Origin of the sequence: Pseudomonas sp. NEEL19 (assembly GCF_028751975.1) — a bacterium.
Taxonomy (GTDB): Bacteria; Pseudomonadota; Gammaproteobacteria; order Pseudomonadales; family Pseudomonadaceae; genus Aquipseudomonas; species Aquipseudomonas juntendi.
The window spans coordinates 2,215,147-2,231,191 of sequence record NZ_CP081491.1 but is presented as its reverse complement, the minus strand read 5'-3'; the positions used below and the strand labels follow the sequence as shown (position 1 = coordinate 2,231,191).

16 protein-coding genes are annotated in these 16,045 nt (G+C 66.1%); 12 read left to right on the top strand and 4 right to left on the bottom strand.

Annotated features, from left to right (window positions below; translation table 11 throughout):
- Positions 1–12: 12 nt before the first annotated feature.
- Entirely contained in the window at positions 13–1,908 is a 1,896-nt protein-coding gene (mrdA, locus tag K4A76_RS10055) for a penicillin-binding protein 2 (protein ID WP_274412070.1), read from the top strand.
- Positions 1,909–1,969: 61 nt separating this feature from the next.
- On the opposite strand, the gene K4A76_RS10050 is transcribed toward mrdA, so the two are convergent.
- A complete protein-coding gene (locus tag K4A76_RS10050; protein ID WP_009686498.1) occupies positions 1,970–2,602 on the bottom strand; it encodes a glutathione S-transferase family protein in 633 nt (210 codons plus the stop codon).
- A gap of 189 nt (positions 2,603–2,791) precedes the next feature.
- Between K4A76_RS10050 and K4A76_RS10045 the strand changes: the two genes are divergently transcribed.
- Positions 2,792–3,109, top strand: coding sequence for a DUF2388 domain-containing protein (locus tag K4A76_RS10045; RefSeq protein WP_274412069.1), 318 nt, complete (start codon positions 2,792–2,794; stop codon positions 3,107–3,109).
- Positions 3,110–3,169: 60 nt separating this feature from the next.
- Here the strand turns inward: K4A76_RS10045 and glcC are convergent, their stop codons facing one another.
- Positions 3,170–3,934: a transcriptional regulator GlcC gene (glcC, locus tag K4A76_RS10040; RefSeq protein WP_054911744.1), complete on the bottom strand. Its 765-nt coding sequence runs from the start codon at positions 3,932–3,934 to the stop codon at positions 3,170–3,172.
- Positions 3,935–4,129: 195 nt separating this feature from the next.
- Between glcC and glcD the strand changes: the two genes are divergently transcribed.
- From glcD to pdxR, 6 genes are all read left to right on the top strand, one after another.
- Entirely contained in the window at positions 4,130–5,629 is a 1,500-nt protein-coding gene (glcD, locus tag K4A76_RS10035; protein WP_274412068.1) for a glycolate oxidase subunit GlcD, read from the top strand.
- The gene (glcE, locus tag K4A76_RS10030; protein WP_274412067.1) at positions 5,629–6,681 is read left to right on the top strand and encodes a glycolate oxidase subunit GlcE; all 1,053 of its coding nucleotides are present in this window, start codon (positions 5,629–5,631) and stop codon (positions 6,679–6,681) included. Before glcD ends, glcE begins: the two co-directional genes overlap by 1 nt.
- 9 nt (positions 6,682–6,690) lie before the next feature.
- On the top strand, positions 6,691–7,926 hold the full coding sequence (gene glcF, locus K4A76_RS10025; protein ID WP_173888616.1) for a glycolate oxidase subunit GlcF: 1,236 nt from the start codon (positions 6,691–6,693) through the stop codon (positions 7,924–7,926).
- Complete coding sequence (locus tag K4A76_RS10020) at positions 7,919–8,317, top strand: GlcG/HbpS family heme-binding protein (protein WP_029887045.1); 399 nt, start codon at positions 7,919–7,921, stop codon at positions 8,315–8,317. Before glcF ends, K4A76_RS10020 begins: the two co-directional genes overlap by 8 nt.
- Positions 8,318–8,448: 131 nt before the next feature.
- Positions 8,449–8,787 (top strand): hypothetical protein, encoded by a 339-nt coding sequence (locus K4A76_RS10015; protein ID WP_274412066.1) that lies wholly within the window; start codon positions 8,449–8,451, stop codon positions 8,785–8,787.
- An 84-nt stretch (positions 8,788–8,871) separates the two neighbouring features.
- The gene (pdxR, locus tag K4A76_RS10010; protein ID WP_274412065.1) at positions 8,872–10,305 is read left to right on the top strand and encodes a MocR-like pyridoxine biosynthesis transcription factor PdxR; all 1,434 of its coding nucleotides are present in this window, start codon (positions 8,872–8,874) and stop codon (positions 10,303–10,305) included.
- On the opposite strand, the gene K4A76_RS10005 is transcribed toward pdxR, so the two are convergent.
- Complete coding sequence (locus tag K4A76_RS10005) at positions 10,298–11,491, bottom strand: CynX/NimT family MFS transporter (protein ID WP_274412064.1); 1,194 nt, start codon at positions 11,489–11,491, stop codon at positions 10,298–10,300. The genes pdxR and K4A76_RS10005 overlap by 8 nt on opposite strands.
- Before the next feature lie 200 nt (positions 11,492–11,691).
- On the opposite strand from K4A76_RS10005, the gene K4A76_RS10000 reads away from it, so the two are divergent.
- Entirely contained in the window at positions 11,692–12,132 is a 441-nt protein-coding gene (locus tag K4A76_RS10000; protein WP_029887041.1) for a carboxymuconolactone decarboxylase family protein, read from the top strand.
- A 45-nt stretch (positions 12,133–12,177) separates the two neighbouring features.
- Here K4A76_RS10000 and K4A76_RS09995 read toward each other — a convergent pair whose 3' ends face one another.
- Positions 12,178–13,188, bottom strand: coding sequence for an AraC family transcriptional regulator (locus K4A76_RS09995; RefSeq protein WP_274412063.1), 1,011 nt, complete (start codon positions 13,186–13,188; stop codon positions 12,178–12,180).
- Positions 13,189–13,358: 170 nt separating this feature from the next.
- Here K4A76_RS09995 and K4A76_RS09990 point away from each other — a divergent pair, with 170 nt between their 5' ends.
- Genes K4A76_RS09990 through K4A76_RS09980 form a run of 3 tightly spaced genes read left to right on the top strand, consistent with a single transcriptional unit; the run spans position 13,359 to position 15,998 of the window.
- A complete protein-coding gene (locus K4A76_RS09990) occupies positions 13,359–14,543 on the top strand; it encodes an acetyl-CoA C-acyltransferase family protein (RefSeq protein WP_274412062.1) in 1,185 nt (394 codons plus the stop codon).
- 12 nt (positions 14,544–14,555) lie between these two features.
- The gene (locus K4A76_RS09985) at positions 14,556–15,404 is read left to right on the top strand and encodes a 3-hydroxybutyryl-CoA dehydrogenase (RefSeq protein WP_274412061.1); all 849 of its coding nucleotides are present in this window, start codon (positions 14,556–14,558) and stop codon (positions 15,402–15,404) included.
- 12 nt (positions 15,405–15,416) lie between these two features.
- Positions 15,417–15,998 carry a TetR/AcrR family transcriptional regulator gene (locus K4A76_RS09980; RefSeq protein WP_110678489.1) on the top strand — a complete coding sequence of 194 codons (582 nt, stop codon included), beginning with the start codon at positions 15,417–15,419 and terminating at the stop codon, positions 15,996–15,998.
- Positions 15,999–16,045 lie beyond the last annotated feature (47 nt).

The following is a 16,045-nucleotide window of genomic DNA, read 5'->3' as shown; positions in this document are numbered from 1 at the left end:
AAAGAGCCCCGAATGCCGCAACCTATCCCCCTCAAGGACCACGAAAAGGAAAAGCACCTGGTCAACCGCCGGCTTCTGGCCTGCGCCGCCCTGGTCTTCAGCCTGTGTGCCGTGCTGGTGGGTCGGCTCTATGTGCTGCAGGTGCTGCAGCACGACCAGCAGAGTGCCGTGTCGGAAAACAACCGCGTGCATGTGCTGCCCATCGCCCCGGAGCGCGGGCTTATCTACGACCGCAACGGCGTGGTGCTGGCCGACAACAAGCCCAGCTTCGACCTGACCATCACCCGCGAGCGGACCGGCGGCAATTCGGCCAAGGTGCTCGATACCCTGACCCAGGTACTGGGGCTGAACGAGGACGACCGCAAGCAGTTCGACAAGGACCTGCGCCGGGGCCGCAAGCCGTTCGAGCCGGTCACCCTGATAGTGGGGCTGAGCGAAGAGCAGATCGCCCTGGTGGCGGTCAACCAGTTCCGCCTGCCGGGCCTGGAGGTCGAACCACAGTTCATCCGCGAGTACCCGCTGGGCGCGCATTTCGCCCATTCGGTTGGCTATGTGGGGCGCATCAACGAGAAAGAAGCCAAGATACTCGACAGCACCGAATACCGGGGCACCCAGTCGATTGGCAAGACCGGCATCGAGCGCTTCTACGAAAGCCAGCTGCATGGCCATGTGGGCTATGAGGAAGTCGAGACCAACGCCCAGGGCCGAGTGATGCGCGTGCTTAACCACAAGGCCCCGACACCCGGGCAGGACATCGTGCTGACGCTGGACGCCCGCCTGCAAGTCGCTGCAGAAAAGGCCCTGGGCGACCGCCGTGGCTCGGTGGTGGTGCTGGATCCGGCCAATGGTGACGTGCTGGCCATGGTCAGCAACCCCAGCTTCGACCCCAACCTGTTCGTCAAGGGCATCAGCTTCAAGCAGTACGCACAATTGCGCGATTCGATCGACCGCCCACTGTTCAACCGCGTGCTGCGCGGCCTGTACGCGCCCGGCTCGACGGTGAAGCCGGAAGTGGCCATCGCCGGCCTCGACAGCGGCGTGATCACCCCCGGCAGCCGGGTGTTCGACCCGGGCTACTACGAGCTGCCCAACTACGCCCACAAATACCGCAACTGGAACCGCAGCGGTGACGGCTGGGTAGACATGTACACAGCCATCATGCGCTCCAACGACACCTACTTCTACGACCTGGCGCACAAACTGGGCATCGATCGCCTGCACGACTACATGGCGGAGTTCGGCCTGGGCCAGAAGGTGTCGCTGGACATGTTCGAAGAGGCCGCCGGCCTGATGCCTTCGGCCCAATGGAAACGGGCCACCCGGCGCCAGGCCTGGTTCCCTGGCGAAACACTGATCCTTGGCATCGGCCAGGGCTACATGCAGGTCACCCCATTGCAGCTGGCCCAGGCCACCAGCCTGCTGGCCAGCAAGGGCGTGTGGCACCGCCCGCACCTGGCCATGACCGTAGGCGGCGATGCACCGGTCGACCCCCACCCGATGCCCGACATCGTGCTGCATGACAAGCACGCCTGGGACCAGGTCAGCCAGGGCATGCAGATGGTCATGCACGACCCGCGGGGTATCGCCCGTGCGGCCGCGGCCGGCGCGCAGTACCGGATTGCCGGCAAAAGCGGCACCGCACAGGTGGTGGCGATCAAGCAGGGTGAACGCTACAACCGTGACAAGACACTGGAACGGCACCGCGACAATGCCCTGTTCGTCGGCTTTGCCCCGGCTGACCACCCGGCCGTGGTGGTGGCGGTGATGATCGAGAACGGCGAAGCCGGTGGCCGGGTGGCGGGGCCTGTGGTGCGTGAAGTGATGGACGCCTACCTGCTGGACGAACAGGGGCACCTGAAGCCCGAGTATGCGGGTGCCGTGCCACCGCGCACTACGCCGCATACCTGATGCTGCGCGGGCCTGCTGGCTGAGCGGGCCCGTGCTTCAAGCCCAGAGCAGCCCCGTGCCCTCAGTGCTGCCCACCGGTACGAGGCATCAGCTCGTAGGGGTGCTTCCACCCTGGCATGGCTTGGATGCGTGCCTTCCATGCCTCGATGTGGGTGAATTCGGCCAACGCCATACCGGTGTCCTCCGGCATGAACACATACCCCGCCAGCGACAGGTCGGCGATGGTCAACCGCCCGCCCACCATGAACGGGGCCTTCGCCAGATGGGCATCGACAATGCGGTACGCGGCGGTGGCACGCTCGCGCAAGAACTGCGTCACGTCGGTTTCGCCCGTGTTCTTCAGGCAGAACAGGAAACGCAGCGCCGCGTAATAGCTGGTGAACTTATGGTTGTCGAACAGCATCCAGCGCCAGATTTCGCGCTTTTCGTCCGCGTCGCGGGGGCCGAATTGCCCGGTCTGCTGCGCAAGGTACTCCAGAATCAGCGCAGACTGGGTCAAGGACTTGCCAGCGTGCTCCAGCACCGGCACCTCACCCTGTTCATTGACCTCATCGCGCCAGGCTTGCTCGCGGGTCTGGCCGTTGAAGAAATCGACGAACACCGGCTGCCAGTTCTGGCCAGTCAATTGCAGCATCAGCGCGGCCTTGTAGGCGTTGCCGGATTCGGCGAAGCAATGCAGCTTGTAGTCAGGCATGGGCGAACCTTGCGGTGGCTGTGATGAGCGAATGGCAGAGCAGACCACGCGCACCGCGAGGCGGTCAATGCCCGGTACCACCTGCGGGCATGCATTCTGCCAACGAACAACGGAACTACTTTCACACTGATGCTTTCTTAACCTCTGAGTGGTTTATTCCTTGGGCTTCACCCTTCTGGAGAACACGACATGCGCCACCTACTCATCGCCCCTGCGCTGCTGCTCCTGCTGCCTGCCGGTGCCGCACTGGCCCGCGTCGATGCGGGCGACGTCGCCACCTCGGCCGGTGTTTCCGCTTCGCTGTATTCCACCTTCAAAGATGACAAACGGATCATTCCTGCCCGCGACGAGCTTTCGGCGTTCGTTGCCAGTGGGGGTGCGATTCGCGGCGCTTATGTCGAAGCCGCACTGGAACAGGCCCGCAAGGACCACCCAGGGCTACAGGCCGACGACGAAGAGCTGGCCAGGGCCATTCTGTCGCGGGATGACCGCATCGCTGATCGTTGAATCAGACTTGCACCCGCCTCTGCGTGAATCTACCCACGCAGGGGCCGGTGCAGGTTCGGCTCACCCCCAACCATCCATACGCATGGTCGCCCTGACCAGGCGCTGGTCCTCCTGTTCGATCTCCCGCAAACTGTCGCGAATGCCGTTGATGTGCTCGCGCGCCGCGCGCTGGGCCTGTTCCGGCAACTGCTCCATCACCGCGTGATACAAGCGTGCATGCTGGCGATCGATCTGGCGTTTCTGCGCCGGCCGGCAGTACAGGTTGTTGACCGACGCGAACACTGTGCTCAAAGTCAGATCGCTCAGCGATTGCAGGGTGTGTACCAGCACCGGGTTGTGCGAGGCCTCGCTGATCGCCCGATGGAACGCGTGGTCGCGGCGGGCATGCTCACGGGCATCGATGGCCTCGGCGGCCTGGTGTGCCGCCAGCATGTCCTCATAACGGCGGCGGATCAGCAAGCGGTCCACGTCGGTGGCGCGCAAAGCTGCCAGCCGGGCAGATTCGGCCTCCAGCAAGGCGCGCACTTCCAGCAAGTCGAACAATGTGCGCGGCTGTGAGCTGAACAGATGCATCAACGGCGTGTGGCCCGCCTGCCCGGTGAGGTCGGCGACAAAGGAGCCGCGCCCGTGCTCGGTGTCGATGATGCCCCGCCCGCGCAGCACCCGCAGCCCCTCACGCAGTGCAGAGCGCGAACACCCCAGCTTCTCGACAAGCCGCCGCTCCGAAGGCAATGCCTGGCCCACCTTGAGCACGCCTTCGACAATCAGCCGCTCGACCCGCTCGGCCACCTGGTCGGCCACCTTCGCCCTGCCCTCATTCGCCATTGCGCACCCTCCTGCTGGTAGGACCACTTGCACACCCGCCTGCAATCTAGCCAAGCCAGGCCACCAACGGCCAGTACCCAGCCGAAAAACTGGTAGGACCAGTGGCGGACCCACTCGACCCAGACTAGCACCGCGCGCAGGCTGCAAGCGTGACCGCTTTGCCAACAACAATAAAAACCGTTGCCGAGTGAGCCAATGACCATTCTCTACAACGAACGCGTCGATGGTGCGCTGCCCAGCATTGACCGCGAGGCGCTGTTGCAGGCATTGCAGGCTGCCCTGCCAGACCTGCAGGTTTTGCACCGCGAAGAAGACCTCAAGCCCTACGAGTGCGACGGCCTGTCGGCCTACCGCACCGTACCGTTGCTGGTCGTTCTGCCCGAACGCCTGGAGCAGGTGCAGACGCTGCTCAAACTGTGCCACCAACGCGGCGTACCGGTAGTGGCGCGTGGCGCCGGCACCGGCCTGTCCGGTGGCGCCCTGCCACTGGCCAAGGGCATTCTGCTGGTCATGGCGCGCTTCAACCGCATCCTGGAGGTCAACCCGCAGGGTCGCTTCGCCCGGGTGCAGCCCGGGGTACGCAACCTGGCCATTTCCCAGGCTGCAGCCCCCCATGGCCTGTACTACGCACCTGACCCCTCTTCGCAAATAGCCTGCTCCATCGGCGGCAACGTGGCTGAAAACGCCGGCGGCGTGCACTGTTTGAAGTACGGCCTGACCGTGCACAACCTGCTCAAGGTCGAAATACTCACCGTCGAGGGTGAACGCCTGACCCTTGGCAGCGATGCCCTCGACTGCCCTGGCTTCGACCTGCTGGCGTTGTTCACCGGCTCCGAAGGCATGCTCGGCATCGTCACCGAAGTGACCGTCAAGCTGCTGCCCAAGCCGCAAGTCGCACGGGTACTGCTGGCGAGCTTCGACAGTGTCGAGGATGCCGGCCGCGCCGTGGCCCAGATCATTGCTGCCGGGATCATCCCCGGCGGCCTGGAGATGATGGACAACCTGGCGATCCGCGCCGCCGAGGACTTCATCCACGCGGGCTACCCGGTGGAGGCGGCGGCCATCCTGCTGTGCGAGCTGGACGGTGTCGAGGCCGATGTGCACGCTGACTGCGAACGGGTCGCGGCCGTGCTGGCGCAAGCCGGCGCCCGCGACGTGCGGCTGGCCTGCGACGAGGCCGAGCGGGTGCGTTTCTGGGCCGGGCGCAAGAATGCCTTCCCGGCCGTGGGGCGCATTTCACCCGACTACTACTGCATGGACGGCACCATCCCACGCCGCGAGCTGCCGCGCGTGCTGAAAGGCATCAGCGACTTGTCCAGCGAATACGGCCTGCGCGTGGCCAATGTGTTCCATGCCGGCGACGGCAACATGCACCCGCTGATCCTGTTCGATGCCAACCTGCCGGGTGAACTGGAGCGCGCCGAGGCCATCGGCGGCAAGATTCTCGAACTGTGCGTGGCCGTGGGCGGCAGCATCACGGGTGAACACGGGGTCGGCCGGGAAAAGATCAACCAGATGTGCGCACAATTCAACAGCGACGAAATCACCTTGTTCCATGCGGTGAAGGCTGCGTTCGACCCACAAGGCCTGCTCAACCCCGGCAAGAACATCCCCACCTTGCACCGCTGCGCCGAATTCGGCGCGTTGCACGTGCACCACGGGCAACTGCCTTTTCCCGAGCTGGAGCGTTTCTGATGAGCATGGACCACGACGACAGCCAGGCCCTGCTCGAACAGGTAAACCAGGCGCTGAACCAAGGGACGGCACTGCGCATTCAGGGTAGCGGCAGCAAGGCCATGCTCGGCAACCCGGTGGTGGCTGAAGTGCTGGACACCCGCCGCCACCGGGGCATCGTCAGCTATGACCCGACCGAACTGGTGCTGACCGCCCGCGCTGGCACGCCGCTGCGCGAAATCGAGGCAGCGCTGCACCAGGCCGGCCAGATGCTGCCGTGCGAACCGCCCCACCTGGGGCCTGATGCGACGTTAGGCGGCATGGTCGCGGCCGGGTTGTCCGGCCCCAGGCGGCCCTGGGCGGGGTCGGTGCGCGATTACGTACTGGGTACACGCGTGGTTACCGGCCACGGCAAGCTGCTGCGCTTTGGCGGCGAGGTCATGAAGAATGTCGCTGGCTACGATGTGTCGCGCCTGATGGCGGGCAGCTTCGGTTGCCTGGGCTTGTTGACCGAGGTTTCGCTGAAGGTGCTGCCACGCCCGCGCCAGTGCCTCAGCCTGCGGCTGCCGATGGGCCGCTACGAGGCGTTGGCCGAACTGGCCGAATGGGGCCAGCAGCCGCTGCCGATCAGTGCCGCCTGCCACCACGGCGATGCCCTGTACCTGCGCCTGGAAGGCGGCGAGGGTTCGGTGCAATCGGCGCGCCTGCGGCTGGGCGGTGAGGCGCTGGACAGCCGGTTCTGGAACGACCTGCGCGAACAGCGCATGGCCTTTTTCAACGGCCCCGCCCCGCTGTGGCGGCTATCGGTACCCATTGCCTGCGGCGAGCTGGCATTGCCCGGCGAGCAATTGATCGACTGGGGCGGGGCCCAGCGCTGGCTCAAGTCTGACGCGGAGGCGCACAACATTCGCGAGGCCGTTGCCAGGGTGGGCGGCCACGCGACCGCCTACACCCCCGGTGCGGCCAGCAGCCCGCCACTGCCCGCTGCGCTGATGCGCTACCACCAGGCGCTCAAGCAACAGCTCGACCCCCAGGGGGTATTCAACCCCGGCCGACTGTACCCGGACCTGTGAGGCCAGACCATGCAAACCAACCTCAGCGAAAGCGCCCGCCGCCTGCCCCGCGCCGACGAAGCCGAAAGCATCCTGCGCGCCTGTGTGCACTGTGGTTTCTGCACCGCCACCTGCCCCACCTACCAGTTGCTGGGTGACGAACTGGATGGCCCGCGCGGCCGTATCTACCTGATCAAGCAGATGCTCGAAGGCGAGCCGGTCAGCGCCAGCACCCAACTGCACCTGGACCGTTGCCTGAGCTGCCGTAACTGCGAGTCCACCTGCCCGTCCGGGGTGCGCTACCACGACCTGCTGGACATTGGCCGCGCCGTGGCCGAGCAGCAGGTGCCGCGACCACTCGGCCAGCGCCTGCTGCGCCAGGGCCTGCGCGCAGTGGTACCACGCCCGGCACTGTTCAAGGCGCTGACCCGCAGCGGCCAGGCCCTGCGAGCGCTGCTACCGGCCACGCTCAAGGGCAAGCTGCCGGCATCGGTGACACCGCCCGGCGAGCGCCCGGCGCCGCGCCATGCACGCCGGTTACTGATGCTCGAAGGCTGCGTGCAGGCGGCGTTCTCGCCCAATACCAACGCCGCTGCCACGCGCCTGCTCGACCGGCTAGGGATCAGTGTGCAGCCGATCCGCCAGGCAGGCTGCTGTGGCGCTGTGGACTACCACCTCAACGCCCAGGCGCAGGGCCTGCAGCGTGCAAGGCGCAACATCGACGCCTGGTGGCCCGCCATCGAGGCGGGTGCCGAAGCCATCGTGCAAACGGCCAGTGGCTGCGGCGCGTTCGTGCGCGACTACGGCCACCTGCTGGCACAAGACCGCCAGTACGCAGCCAAGGCGGCGCGCGTCAGCGCGCTGGCCCGCGACCTGGTGGAGGTGCTGGCTGCAGAGCCCGTCGAGCAGTTGGGCCTGTGCGCTGAACAGCGCCTGGCCTTTCACTGCCCATGCACCCTGCAACATGCCCTGAAACTGGGCGGGGCGGTGGAGGCTTTGCTGACCCGCCTGGGCTTCACCCTGACCGCGGTGCCCGATGGCCACCTGTGTTGCGGGTCGGCGGGCACCTATTCGCTGACCCAGCCGGACCTGGCCCTGCAACTGCGCGACAACCGCCTGAACGCGCTGGAAAGCGGCAAGCCGCACATCATCGCCACGGCCAACATCGGCTGCCAGACCCACCTCGCCGGTGCAGGGCGCACCCCCGTCAGGCACTGGGTGGAAATCGTCGAAGCCGCCTTGCGGCCGGAGAACGCCCATGCATAGCAAACCCGTGATCGGCCTGGCCGAGGTTACCCGTGTACTTGAGGCTGCGCGCCAGCATGCCTTGGCCGAACAGTGGCCTGTGACCATCGTGGTGGTCGACGACGGCGGGCACCCTCTGGCCCTGCAGCGTCTGGATGGCTGTGCGCCAGCCAGTGCCTACATTGCCATGGAAAAGGCCCGCACCTCGGCGCTGGGGCGCAAGGAAACCCGGGACTACGAAGACATGGTCAATCGCGGGCGCACCGCGTTCGTCACCGCACCGCTGCTGACCTGCCTGGAGGGCGGTGTACCGCTGCAGGTGCAGGGCCAGGTGGTGGGTGCCATTGGCGTGTCGGGGGTCAAGCCCGACCAGGACGCACAAGTGGCCAAGGCGGGCGCAGCAGCCTTGTGAAGGCTGCACAGCGGGTTGCCACTCGGGCAGACTCAGAATTCCCCTACAAAATGTTCGGACGCGTCTTACTTGCCGCCTCAGCGTTGAGAAAACAAGATCGGCGCAGCATGACCAGCCAGGGGAAACGCCGCATGCACCCGTACGCACGCTCCATTGCCGAACTGCGCAGCAGCCTGCGCGAAATGCTCGCCCATGACATCAGCAACCCTGATGACGACCCTCACCTGTCGGGTGTGATGTTCTTCTGCGCTACAGACGAACAGACCCGTTTGCTGATCGAGCGCATCGAGCTGCTGGCCAGCGAGGTGCTTTTCGACCCGAACGGGCGCGCCATTGCCGAGCACATGCGCGCGGCGGCAATCGACGGCGTATGCATCAAGCGCAACCGCAAGGCGGCCGCAGACGAAACCCAGATACGCATTGCGCTGGCGGGCAAAGGCTACATCACCATCAGCACCGCCCGGCTCTGACAGCCGTAGCGCAAGGCTCGCGGCCCGGCGCACACGGCGCAGCCAATCCGCTATCCTGTGGGCACCCCCGCTCCGGACCGTTCCATGGAACTGCACATTCGCCTGGATGGCCGCAAAGGCCTCACCGATCAGCTTTACCAGCAATTGCGCGCTGGCATCGACAGTGGCCACCTGGCAGCTGGCACCCAGCTGCCACCCACCCGTCTGTTGGCCGAACAACTGGGTGTGTCGCGCAAGACGGTAGCCGAAGCCTACTCACGCCTGACCTATGACAACCTGCTCAGCGGTGTGGTGGGCCGTGGCACATTCGTCACGCCGCGCCAGCCGCTGCGCAGCAGCGAACCTGCCGCCATCACCCTGGCCGCCAGTGCATCGCTCGAACGCTGGCAAGCGCGCGCCACGGTGCTCAGCCAACGCCAGGCGCAGGCCCCCTCACGCTACGATTTCATCGGCGGCGTATCGAGCAAGGCCCAATTCCCCTTCGACCAGTGGCGCAGTTGCCTGAACTACGCCCTGCGGCGCAGCCAGCGCCACCCCGAACGGCATTTTACGGCCCAGGGTTTGCCTGAACTACGCCAGGCCATCGCCCACCACATCGCCTACACCCGTGGCGTGCACTGCAGCGCAGCCGACCTGCTGGTGTGCAACGGCGCCCAGCAGGCCCTGGACCTGATCGCCCGCGTGCTGGTCGAGCCAGGTTGCCAGGTGGCCATGGAAGACCCCGGTTACCCACCGGCACGGCAGCTGTTCCTGGCCCTGGGCGCGCAGCTGCAGTCGGTACCGGTCGACGACCAAGGCCTGTGCGTCGAGCACATCGCCGACGGCACCCGGCTGATCTACGTCACGCCATCGCACCAGTTCCCGCTGGGCATGCCGATGAGCGAGGCGCGCCGGCACGCGCTGCTGGCGCGGGCTGCGCAGCTGGGGGCGCTGATCATCGAAGACGACTACGACTGTGAATTCCGCTACCAGGGGCCCGCTGCGGATGCCTTGCAGCGCCTGGACCGACAGGGGCTGGTGGCCTACGTGGGCACGTTTTCCAAGACCCTTTTGCCTGAGCTGCGCCTGGGCTACGCCGTGCTGCCGCCTGCCGTACTGCAGGCTGCCTGCGTGGCCAAGCACCTCAGTGACTGGCACAGCCCGAGCTTGCTGCAGTGGGCCTTGGCGCGCTTCCTTTCCGAGGGCCACCTGCACAAGCACATTCGCCGTTGCCATGAGGTCTACAGCGCGCGCCGCGAACGCATTCTGGCGCGCCTGCAGGGCGACCTGGCCCCTTGGTTCAGCGCGGTTCCGGCCAGCGCCGGCTTTCATCTGAGCGCGTTGGCCAGACCAGGGGTCGACGTGGAATTGCTGGCCAACCTGGCGCGCAAGGTCGAGGTCGGCCTGTACCCACTGGCGCCGTTCTTCAGCGAAGCGCCTGCGCGGCAGGGCTTGCTGATGGGTTTCGGTGTCATTGAACTGCTGGATATCGACCCCGCACTGGATCGTGTGCGCGACACCCTGCAGCACCTCAACTGACCGGTGCCGCCTTGCCGGTTGCCGGGCGGGCGATGGCGGCCGAGTAACCGCGCGGGTTGAAAAACGCGGTGACCCACAGCATGGCCAGCACGGTGACCGTCAACAGTGTCCACGACGCCTGGAAGTCACCACTGACATCCCGCAGCCAACCGGTGATGTAGGGCACGATCCCGGTAATGATGAAGCCGATGCCCTGCACAAATGCCGCCAGGCTGCCCGCCTCGGCTGGGGTTTGCAAATGCTCCAGGGTCAGCGTAAGGCACTGGCTGAAGCAAGCGCCCAGGCCGAAACCGATCAGCGCCACCCACAGCCCCGGGGCCACGGTGGGGGCCAGTAACAGGCCGAGAAAGCCGACCAGCTGGATTGCCAGCGCCAGCCACAAACCGGGGCGCCGGTCAGCATAGCGCCGCAGCAACAGCGGCAAGCCGAGCGCGCCGGCCACCTGGAAAATGGTCATCAGGCCCACCAGGTCGGCGCCACCCTGGGCGCTGCCGCCGTGCTCGGTGTGGTAGGCCGGCAACCACGCAACCATGCTGGTGTAACCGCCATTGATCAAGCCGAAGTACAGGGCCAGCAACCAGGCCCGGCGCGTGCCGAACCAGTGCCCACCGCATGCCCCTGCCAGCTTCGCTGTGCCATGGCGGGGCCGCAGCACGGCCCAGGCCAGCAACGCCAGCACGGCCGGCACCGCCCACAGGCCCAGGCCGGCCTGCCAGTGGCCGAAGTGCGCACTTATGTGCGGGCCCAGCACTGCCGCCAGGCCACCGCCACTCATCAGCGCCGCCGAATACAGGCCCATGGCCGCCGCCAGGCGGCGGGGGAACCAGCGGTTCACCAGCCCCGGCATCATGCCCTGTACCACCGCTACGCCCAGGCCAGCGACCACCGCACTGGCGATCAGTGCCCAGGCACTGTCCAGCTGCAGGCGCCACAGGCAAGCCATGGCAATCGCCGCCAGGCCGCCCAGCATACCGCCGTGCTCGCTGAGCCAGCGTCGCAGCCACGGCTGCAGCAACGGCACCAGGCCCATGCAGAGCACCGGCAAAGCGGTCAGCAGGGCGGCCTGCTGGTAGCCCAGCCCGGTAGTGGCGCGCATGGGCTCGAGCAAGGGGCCGATACTGGTCAGGATCGGCCGCAGGTTCAGGGCCAACAAAATCACCAGCAACAGGTTCAGCGCAGGTCTCATGGTCGTTCGTTTCTCTTCGTGCAAGATCGACCATTATCCCGGCTTGGCTGGCTGCGCAGAAATGAAGAGATTGGATGCCTGTCAGTGGCCAGCTGAATGGACATTGGCCTCCTGCGCAAGCTTGCAATTGGCTATCGGGGTGGCCAATCAACGGCGCTACAGTAGCGCCATCACCCCCCACATCCGCATTGGAGACAGCCATGCACAACCGTATCGAATGGGCCAAGCACGCGCCCGAAGCCTACAAAGCCATGGTCGGCCTGGAACAGGCGCTGGCCAGGTGCGGCCTGGAAAACTCGCTGCTGGAACTGGTGCGCCTGCGCGCCTCGCAGATCAACGGCTGCGCCTATTGCGTCAACCTGCATGCCAACGATGCCCGCAAGGCCGGTGAGACCGAGGCACGCCTGCAAACACTGTGCGTGTGGCAGGAAACCGCGTACTTCACCCCGCGTGAACGGGCAGCACTGGCCTGGCTCGAGAGCCTTACCCGCCTGCCTGAACGGGGTGCGCCGCAGGGCGAATACGAAGCCCTGCTGCAGCACTTCGAGCCGGCCGAAGTGGTCAACCTGACCTTGGCCATCGCCACCATCAATGCCTGGAACCGCTTCGGGGTGGGCTTCGCCATGGTGCCGGCGGGCTGAGTGTTGGCGCGGTGGCACCCGCGCAAGGGTCGGCACTGGCCAAGATCAGCGCCCGGCCAACCGCGCGCGGTAGCTACCGGGGCTCTGCCCGGTCCATTTCTTGAACGCCCGGTGGAACGCGCTGGGCTCCTGAAAGCCTGCCTGCTCGGCGATCTCGGCAATGCTCAGCACGCCTTCGCGCAAGCGCTCGAAAGCCATCGCCCGGCGTACCTCGTCCTTGATCTGCTGGTAGGAGCGCCCCTCGCGCTCCAACTGCCGGCGGAAGGTGCTGGCACTGATACCCTGCTGCTGTGCCAGCGACGCCAACGTGGGCCACTGCCCATAGCCACGCGCCCGTAAATGCCGGTACACCTCGGCCACCAGGCCGTACTGGTTGCGAAAGCGAATGACCAGCCCCTGCGGCGCGCTGCGCAGGAAGGTTTTCAGCGCTGCCACGTCCTGGACCACCGGCCGGCGCAGGCAGGCACTGTCGAACTCCACCTCGGTACGCCCGCTGCCCAGGCGCAGGTCCGGCCCCCACAACAGCAGGTCATCCTCCTGGGCTGGGCGTGCCACTGCCAGTTCGGTCCGGTCAATCGCCACCCTGCGCCCGCCCAGCCAGCACAGCAGGCCGACCATCAGCACCAGGTAGGTTTCCTCGGCGTATACCCGGGTCAACGGGTCGGCGATGCTCGACTGCACGCTGATCAGCGCCCGACTACCGCGCACGGTCAGGCTGCCGCGCACATCGTGCAGGAACAGGCCGAAGCCTGCCAGGCACTGGCGTAGAGCCTTTTCCAGGTTGGGTTCCAGGATCAGGCCCCGACAGATCAGGGCGAAACTGCCCAACGGCATGCCATGGCTGTCGAGGCGGAAGAACTCATCGTCCAGGCGCCGGATCATTGCCAGCCACAGCTCGGCGAAGGCCCGGGCCGGCACCCGCGCCTGCGGCTGGTCGAGCAGGTGCGGGTCGATGCCCACCGCACGCAAATGCGCGTCACGCTCGGCGGGGCAATCGCGCAGGGCATGCAGCATGGCGTTGAGGAAGTACACGGCGACCGAATCGCTATCGCGCATGGCGGTGTTCGCTGTCTATGCTGAGTGGCAAAAAGTGCCAGGTTGTTTGAACAGTTCCGGCATAGGCTGCAACAGAGCCTTTGCCTAGACTCGGACCCACTTCGGGACCTCGCCGGCCATTCTCGCAGAGCCTGGCCCAGTCCCGCCATGCCTATGCAATCGGAGCCTCTATGAGCAGCGCAGAAATCTACGTCGTCAGTGCCGTCCGTTCAGCCATCGGTGGCTTTGGCGGCTCCCTCAAGGACCTGCCGCTGGCCGACCTGGCCAGCGCCATCACCCGCGCCGCCATCGAGCGCTCGGGGCTGGCCGCCGAACAGATCGGCCACATGGTAATGGGCACGGTGATCCCTACCGAACCGCGTGATGCCTACCTGGCGCGGGTTGCGGCCATGAACGCCGGCATCCCCAAGGAAACGCCGGCGTTCAATGTCAACCGCCTGTGTGGCTCGGGCCTGCAGGCCATTGTTTCGGCAGCCCAAGGGCTGCTGCTGGGCGACACCGATGTGGCCATTGCCGCTGGCGCCGAGTCCATGAGCCGCGGCCCTTACCTGCTGCCACAGGCACGCTGGGGCGCGCGCATGGGTGACCTGCAAGGCATCGACTACACCGTCGGGGTACTGCACGACCCCTTCCAGCACTTCCACATGGGCATCACCGCCGAGAACGTCTCGGCCAGCCAGGGCATTACCCGCGAAATGCAGGACGAGCTGGCCCTGACCAGCCAGCGCCGGGCCGCTCGCGCCATTGCCGAGGGCCGCTTCACCAGCCAGATCGTGCCGTTGGAACTCAAAACCCGCAAAGGCAGCGTGCAGTTCAGTGTCGATGAACATGTGCGCGGTGAGGTCACCGCCGAGCAACTGGCCGGCATGAAGCCGGTGTTCAAGAAAGACGGCACCGTGACTGCCGGTAACGCCAGTGGCATCAACGACGGCGCCGCTGGCCTGGTGCTGGCCAGCGGTGACGCGGTGCGGCGCCTGGGCCTCAAGCCACTGGCCCGGCTGGTGGGCTACGCACATGCCGGGGTGGAACCCGAGTTGATGGGCCTGGGGCCGATCCCCGCCACCCGCAAGGTGCTGGAGAAGACCGGCCTGAAGGTGCAGGACCTGGATGTGATCGAGTCCAACGAAGCCTTCGCCGCCCAGGCTTGCGCGGTGGCCCGCGAACTGGGCTTCGACCCGGAAAAGGTCAACCCCAACGGTTCGGGCATTTCCCTGGGCCACCCGGTGGGTGCCACCGGCGCGATCATCGCCACCAAGGCCATCCATGAATTGCAGCGCATTCAGGGGCGCTACGCCCTGGCCACCATGTGCATCGGTGGCGGCCAAGGCATCGCCGTGGTCTTCGAGCGGGTTTGAGGAAACTGAAAGATGAACATTGAACAGATCGCCGTGATCGGCGCCGGCACCATGGGCAACGGCATCGCCCAAGTGTGTGCGGTGGCAGGCTACCAGGTGCTGCTGGTGGACGTGGCCGACGCCGCCCTGGAGCGCGGGGTGGCAACGCTGGGCAAGAACCTCGAGCGCCAGGTCAGCAAAGGGACCCTCGCCGCCGAGCAGGCAGCGGCAGCCAAAACCCGGATCCGCACCAGCACCGACTACGGCCAGCTGGCCACGATGCAGATGGTGATCGAAGCGGCCACCGAGAACCTGCAGCTCAAGCAACGCATCCTGCAGCAGGTGGCAAGCAACGTCGCCGCCGATTGCCTGATCGCGACCAATACCTCGTCGCTGTCGGTTACCCAGTTGGCCGCCAGCATCGAGCACTCCGAGCGTTTCATTGGCGTGCACTTCTTCAACCCGGTGCCGATGATGGCGCTGGTCGAGATCATTCGTGGCCTGCAGACCAGCGACGGTACCTACGCCCAGGCATTGCTGGTGACAGAGAAGCTGGGCAAGACCCCGATCACTGCTGGCAACCGGCCGGGCTTCGTGGTCAATCGCATCCTGGTGCCGATGATCAACGAAGCGATATTCGTACGCCAGGAAGGCCTGGCCAGCGCCGAGGACATCGACACCGGCATGCGCCTTGGCTGCAACCAGCCGATCGGCCCACTGGCGCTGGCCGACCTGATCGGCCTGGACACCTTGCTGGCGATCATGGAGGCCTTCCATGAGGGCTTCAACGACAGCAAGTACCGCCCTGCCCCGCTGCTCAAGGAGATGGTGGCGGCCGGCTGGCTGGGGCGCAAGAGCGGCCGCGGCTTCTTCACCTACTGAGGCCCAGGCGCCATGCCCCCGATCAATGCCGCGATGCGTTGTGCCAATTTCGAAGAGCGACGTGAACAGGCCATGGCGCTGTTTGCCGAAAAAGGCTTTGGCCAGGTCAGCATGCGCGAATTGGCCGCGCATGTCGGGCTGACGGCAGGCTCGCTGTACCACCACTTTCCCAGCAAGCAGGACCTGCTGTTCGACTTGATCGAGGAACTGTACGAGGAGTTGCAGGCCCTGCTGGACCAGGGGCGGCGGGCCATGGCCCGCGGCGCTTCAGCCTTGAATTGCCTGATCGCGGCGCATTGGCAGTTGCATGCCGAACGGCCGCTGCAGTTTCGTTTGGCTGAGCGTGATTTCTGTTGCCTGAGCGAGGCCCAGCAGGCACGCCTGACGCAGTTGCGCGGGCGTTATGAGGCCGGGCTGTTGCGGCTGATCGCGCCGCAGGCGAAGCTGCAGGGGCCAGCCTTGGTGGCCACCGCGCAGGTGGTTGCAACGCTGCTGAACCAGTTGCCCGGCGCGCTGCAGGCATTGCCTGAAGCGCAAGCGCTGGTGTTGATGGAGAGCATGTTGCTGGGTGGGCTGGAGCGGACCTTGCGTTGATCAGCACCGGCCCGTCAGCGCGCGCCGGTGACAGGGCCTTGACGGGT

What these genes read in the sequence shown, in the direction of transcription:
- K4A76_RS09980 (WP_110678489.1), top strand. Translation starts at nt 15,417, where the DNA reads ATGCCCCCGATCAATGCCGCGATGCGTTGTGCCAATTTCGAAGAGCGA.
- K4A76_RS10015 (WP_274412066.1), top strand. Translation starts at nt 8,449, where the DNA reads ATGCACCCGTACGCACGCTCCATTGCCGAACTGCGCAGCAGCCTGCGC.
- glcF (WP_173888616.1), top strand. Translation starts at nt 6,691, where the DNA reads ATGCAAACCAACCTCAGCGAAAGCGCCCGCCGCCTGCCCCGCGCCGAC.
- K4A76_RS10050 (WP_009686498.1), bottom strand. Translation starts at nt 2,602, where the DNA reads ATGCCTGACTACAAGCTGCATTGCTTCGCCGAATCCGGCAACGCCTAC.
- mrdA (WP_274412070.1), top strand. Translation starts at nt 13, where the DNA reads ATGCCGCAACCTATCCCCCTCAAGGACCACGAAAAGGAAAAGCACCTG.
- K4A76_RS09985 (WP_274412061.1), top strand. Translation starts at nt 14,556, where the DNA reads ATGAACATTGAACAGATCGCCGTGATCGGCGCCGGCACCATGGGCAAC.
- K4A76_RS10000 (WP_029887041.1), top strand. Translation starts at nt 11,692, where the DNA reads ATGCACAACCGTATCGAATGGGCCAAGCACGCGCCCGAAGCCTACAAA.
- K4A76_RS10020 (WP_029887045.1), top strand. Translation starts at nt 7,919, where the DNA reads ATGCATAGCAAACCCGTGATCGGCCTGGCCGAGGTTACCCGTGTACTT.
- K4A76_RS10045 (WP_274412069.1), top strand. Translation starts at nt 2,792, where the DNA reads ATGCGCCACCTACTCATCGCCCCTGCGCTGCTGCTCCTGCTGCCTGCC.
- K4A76_RS09990 (WP_274412062.1), top strand. Translation starts at nt 13,359, where the DNA reads ATGAGCAGCGCAGAAATCTACGTCGTCAGTGCCGTCCGTTCAGCCATC.
- K4A76_RS09995 (WP_274412063.1), bottom strand. Translation starts at nt 13,188, where the DNA reads ATGCGCGATAGCGATTCGGTCGCCGTGTACTTCCTCAACGCCATGCTG.
- glcC (WP_054911744.1), bottom strand. Translation starts at nt 3,934, where the DNA reads ATGGCGAATGAGGGCAGGGCGAAGGTGGCCGACCAGGTGGCCGAGCGG.
- glcE (WP_274412067.1), top strand. Translation starts at nt 5,629, where the DNA reads ATGAGCATGGACCACGACGACAGCCAGGCCCTGCTCGAACAGGTAAAC.
- pdxR (WP_274412065.1), top strand. Translation starts at nt 8,872, where the DNA reads ATGGAACTGCACATTCGCCTGGATGGCCGCAAAGGCCTCACCGATCAG.
- K4A76_RS10005 (WP_274412064.1), bottom strand. Translation starts at nt 11,491, where the DNA reads ATGAGACCTGCGCTGAACCTGTTGCTGGTGATTTTGTTGGCCCTGAAC.
- glcD (WP_274412068.1), top strand. Translation starts at nt 4,130, where the DNA reads ATGACCATTCTCTACAACGAACGCGTCGATGGTGCGCTGCCCAGCATT.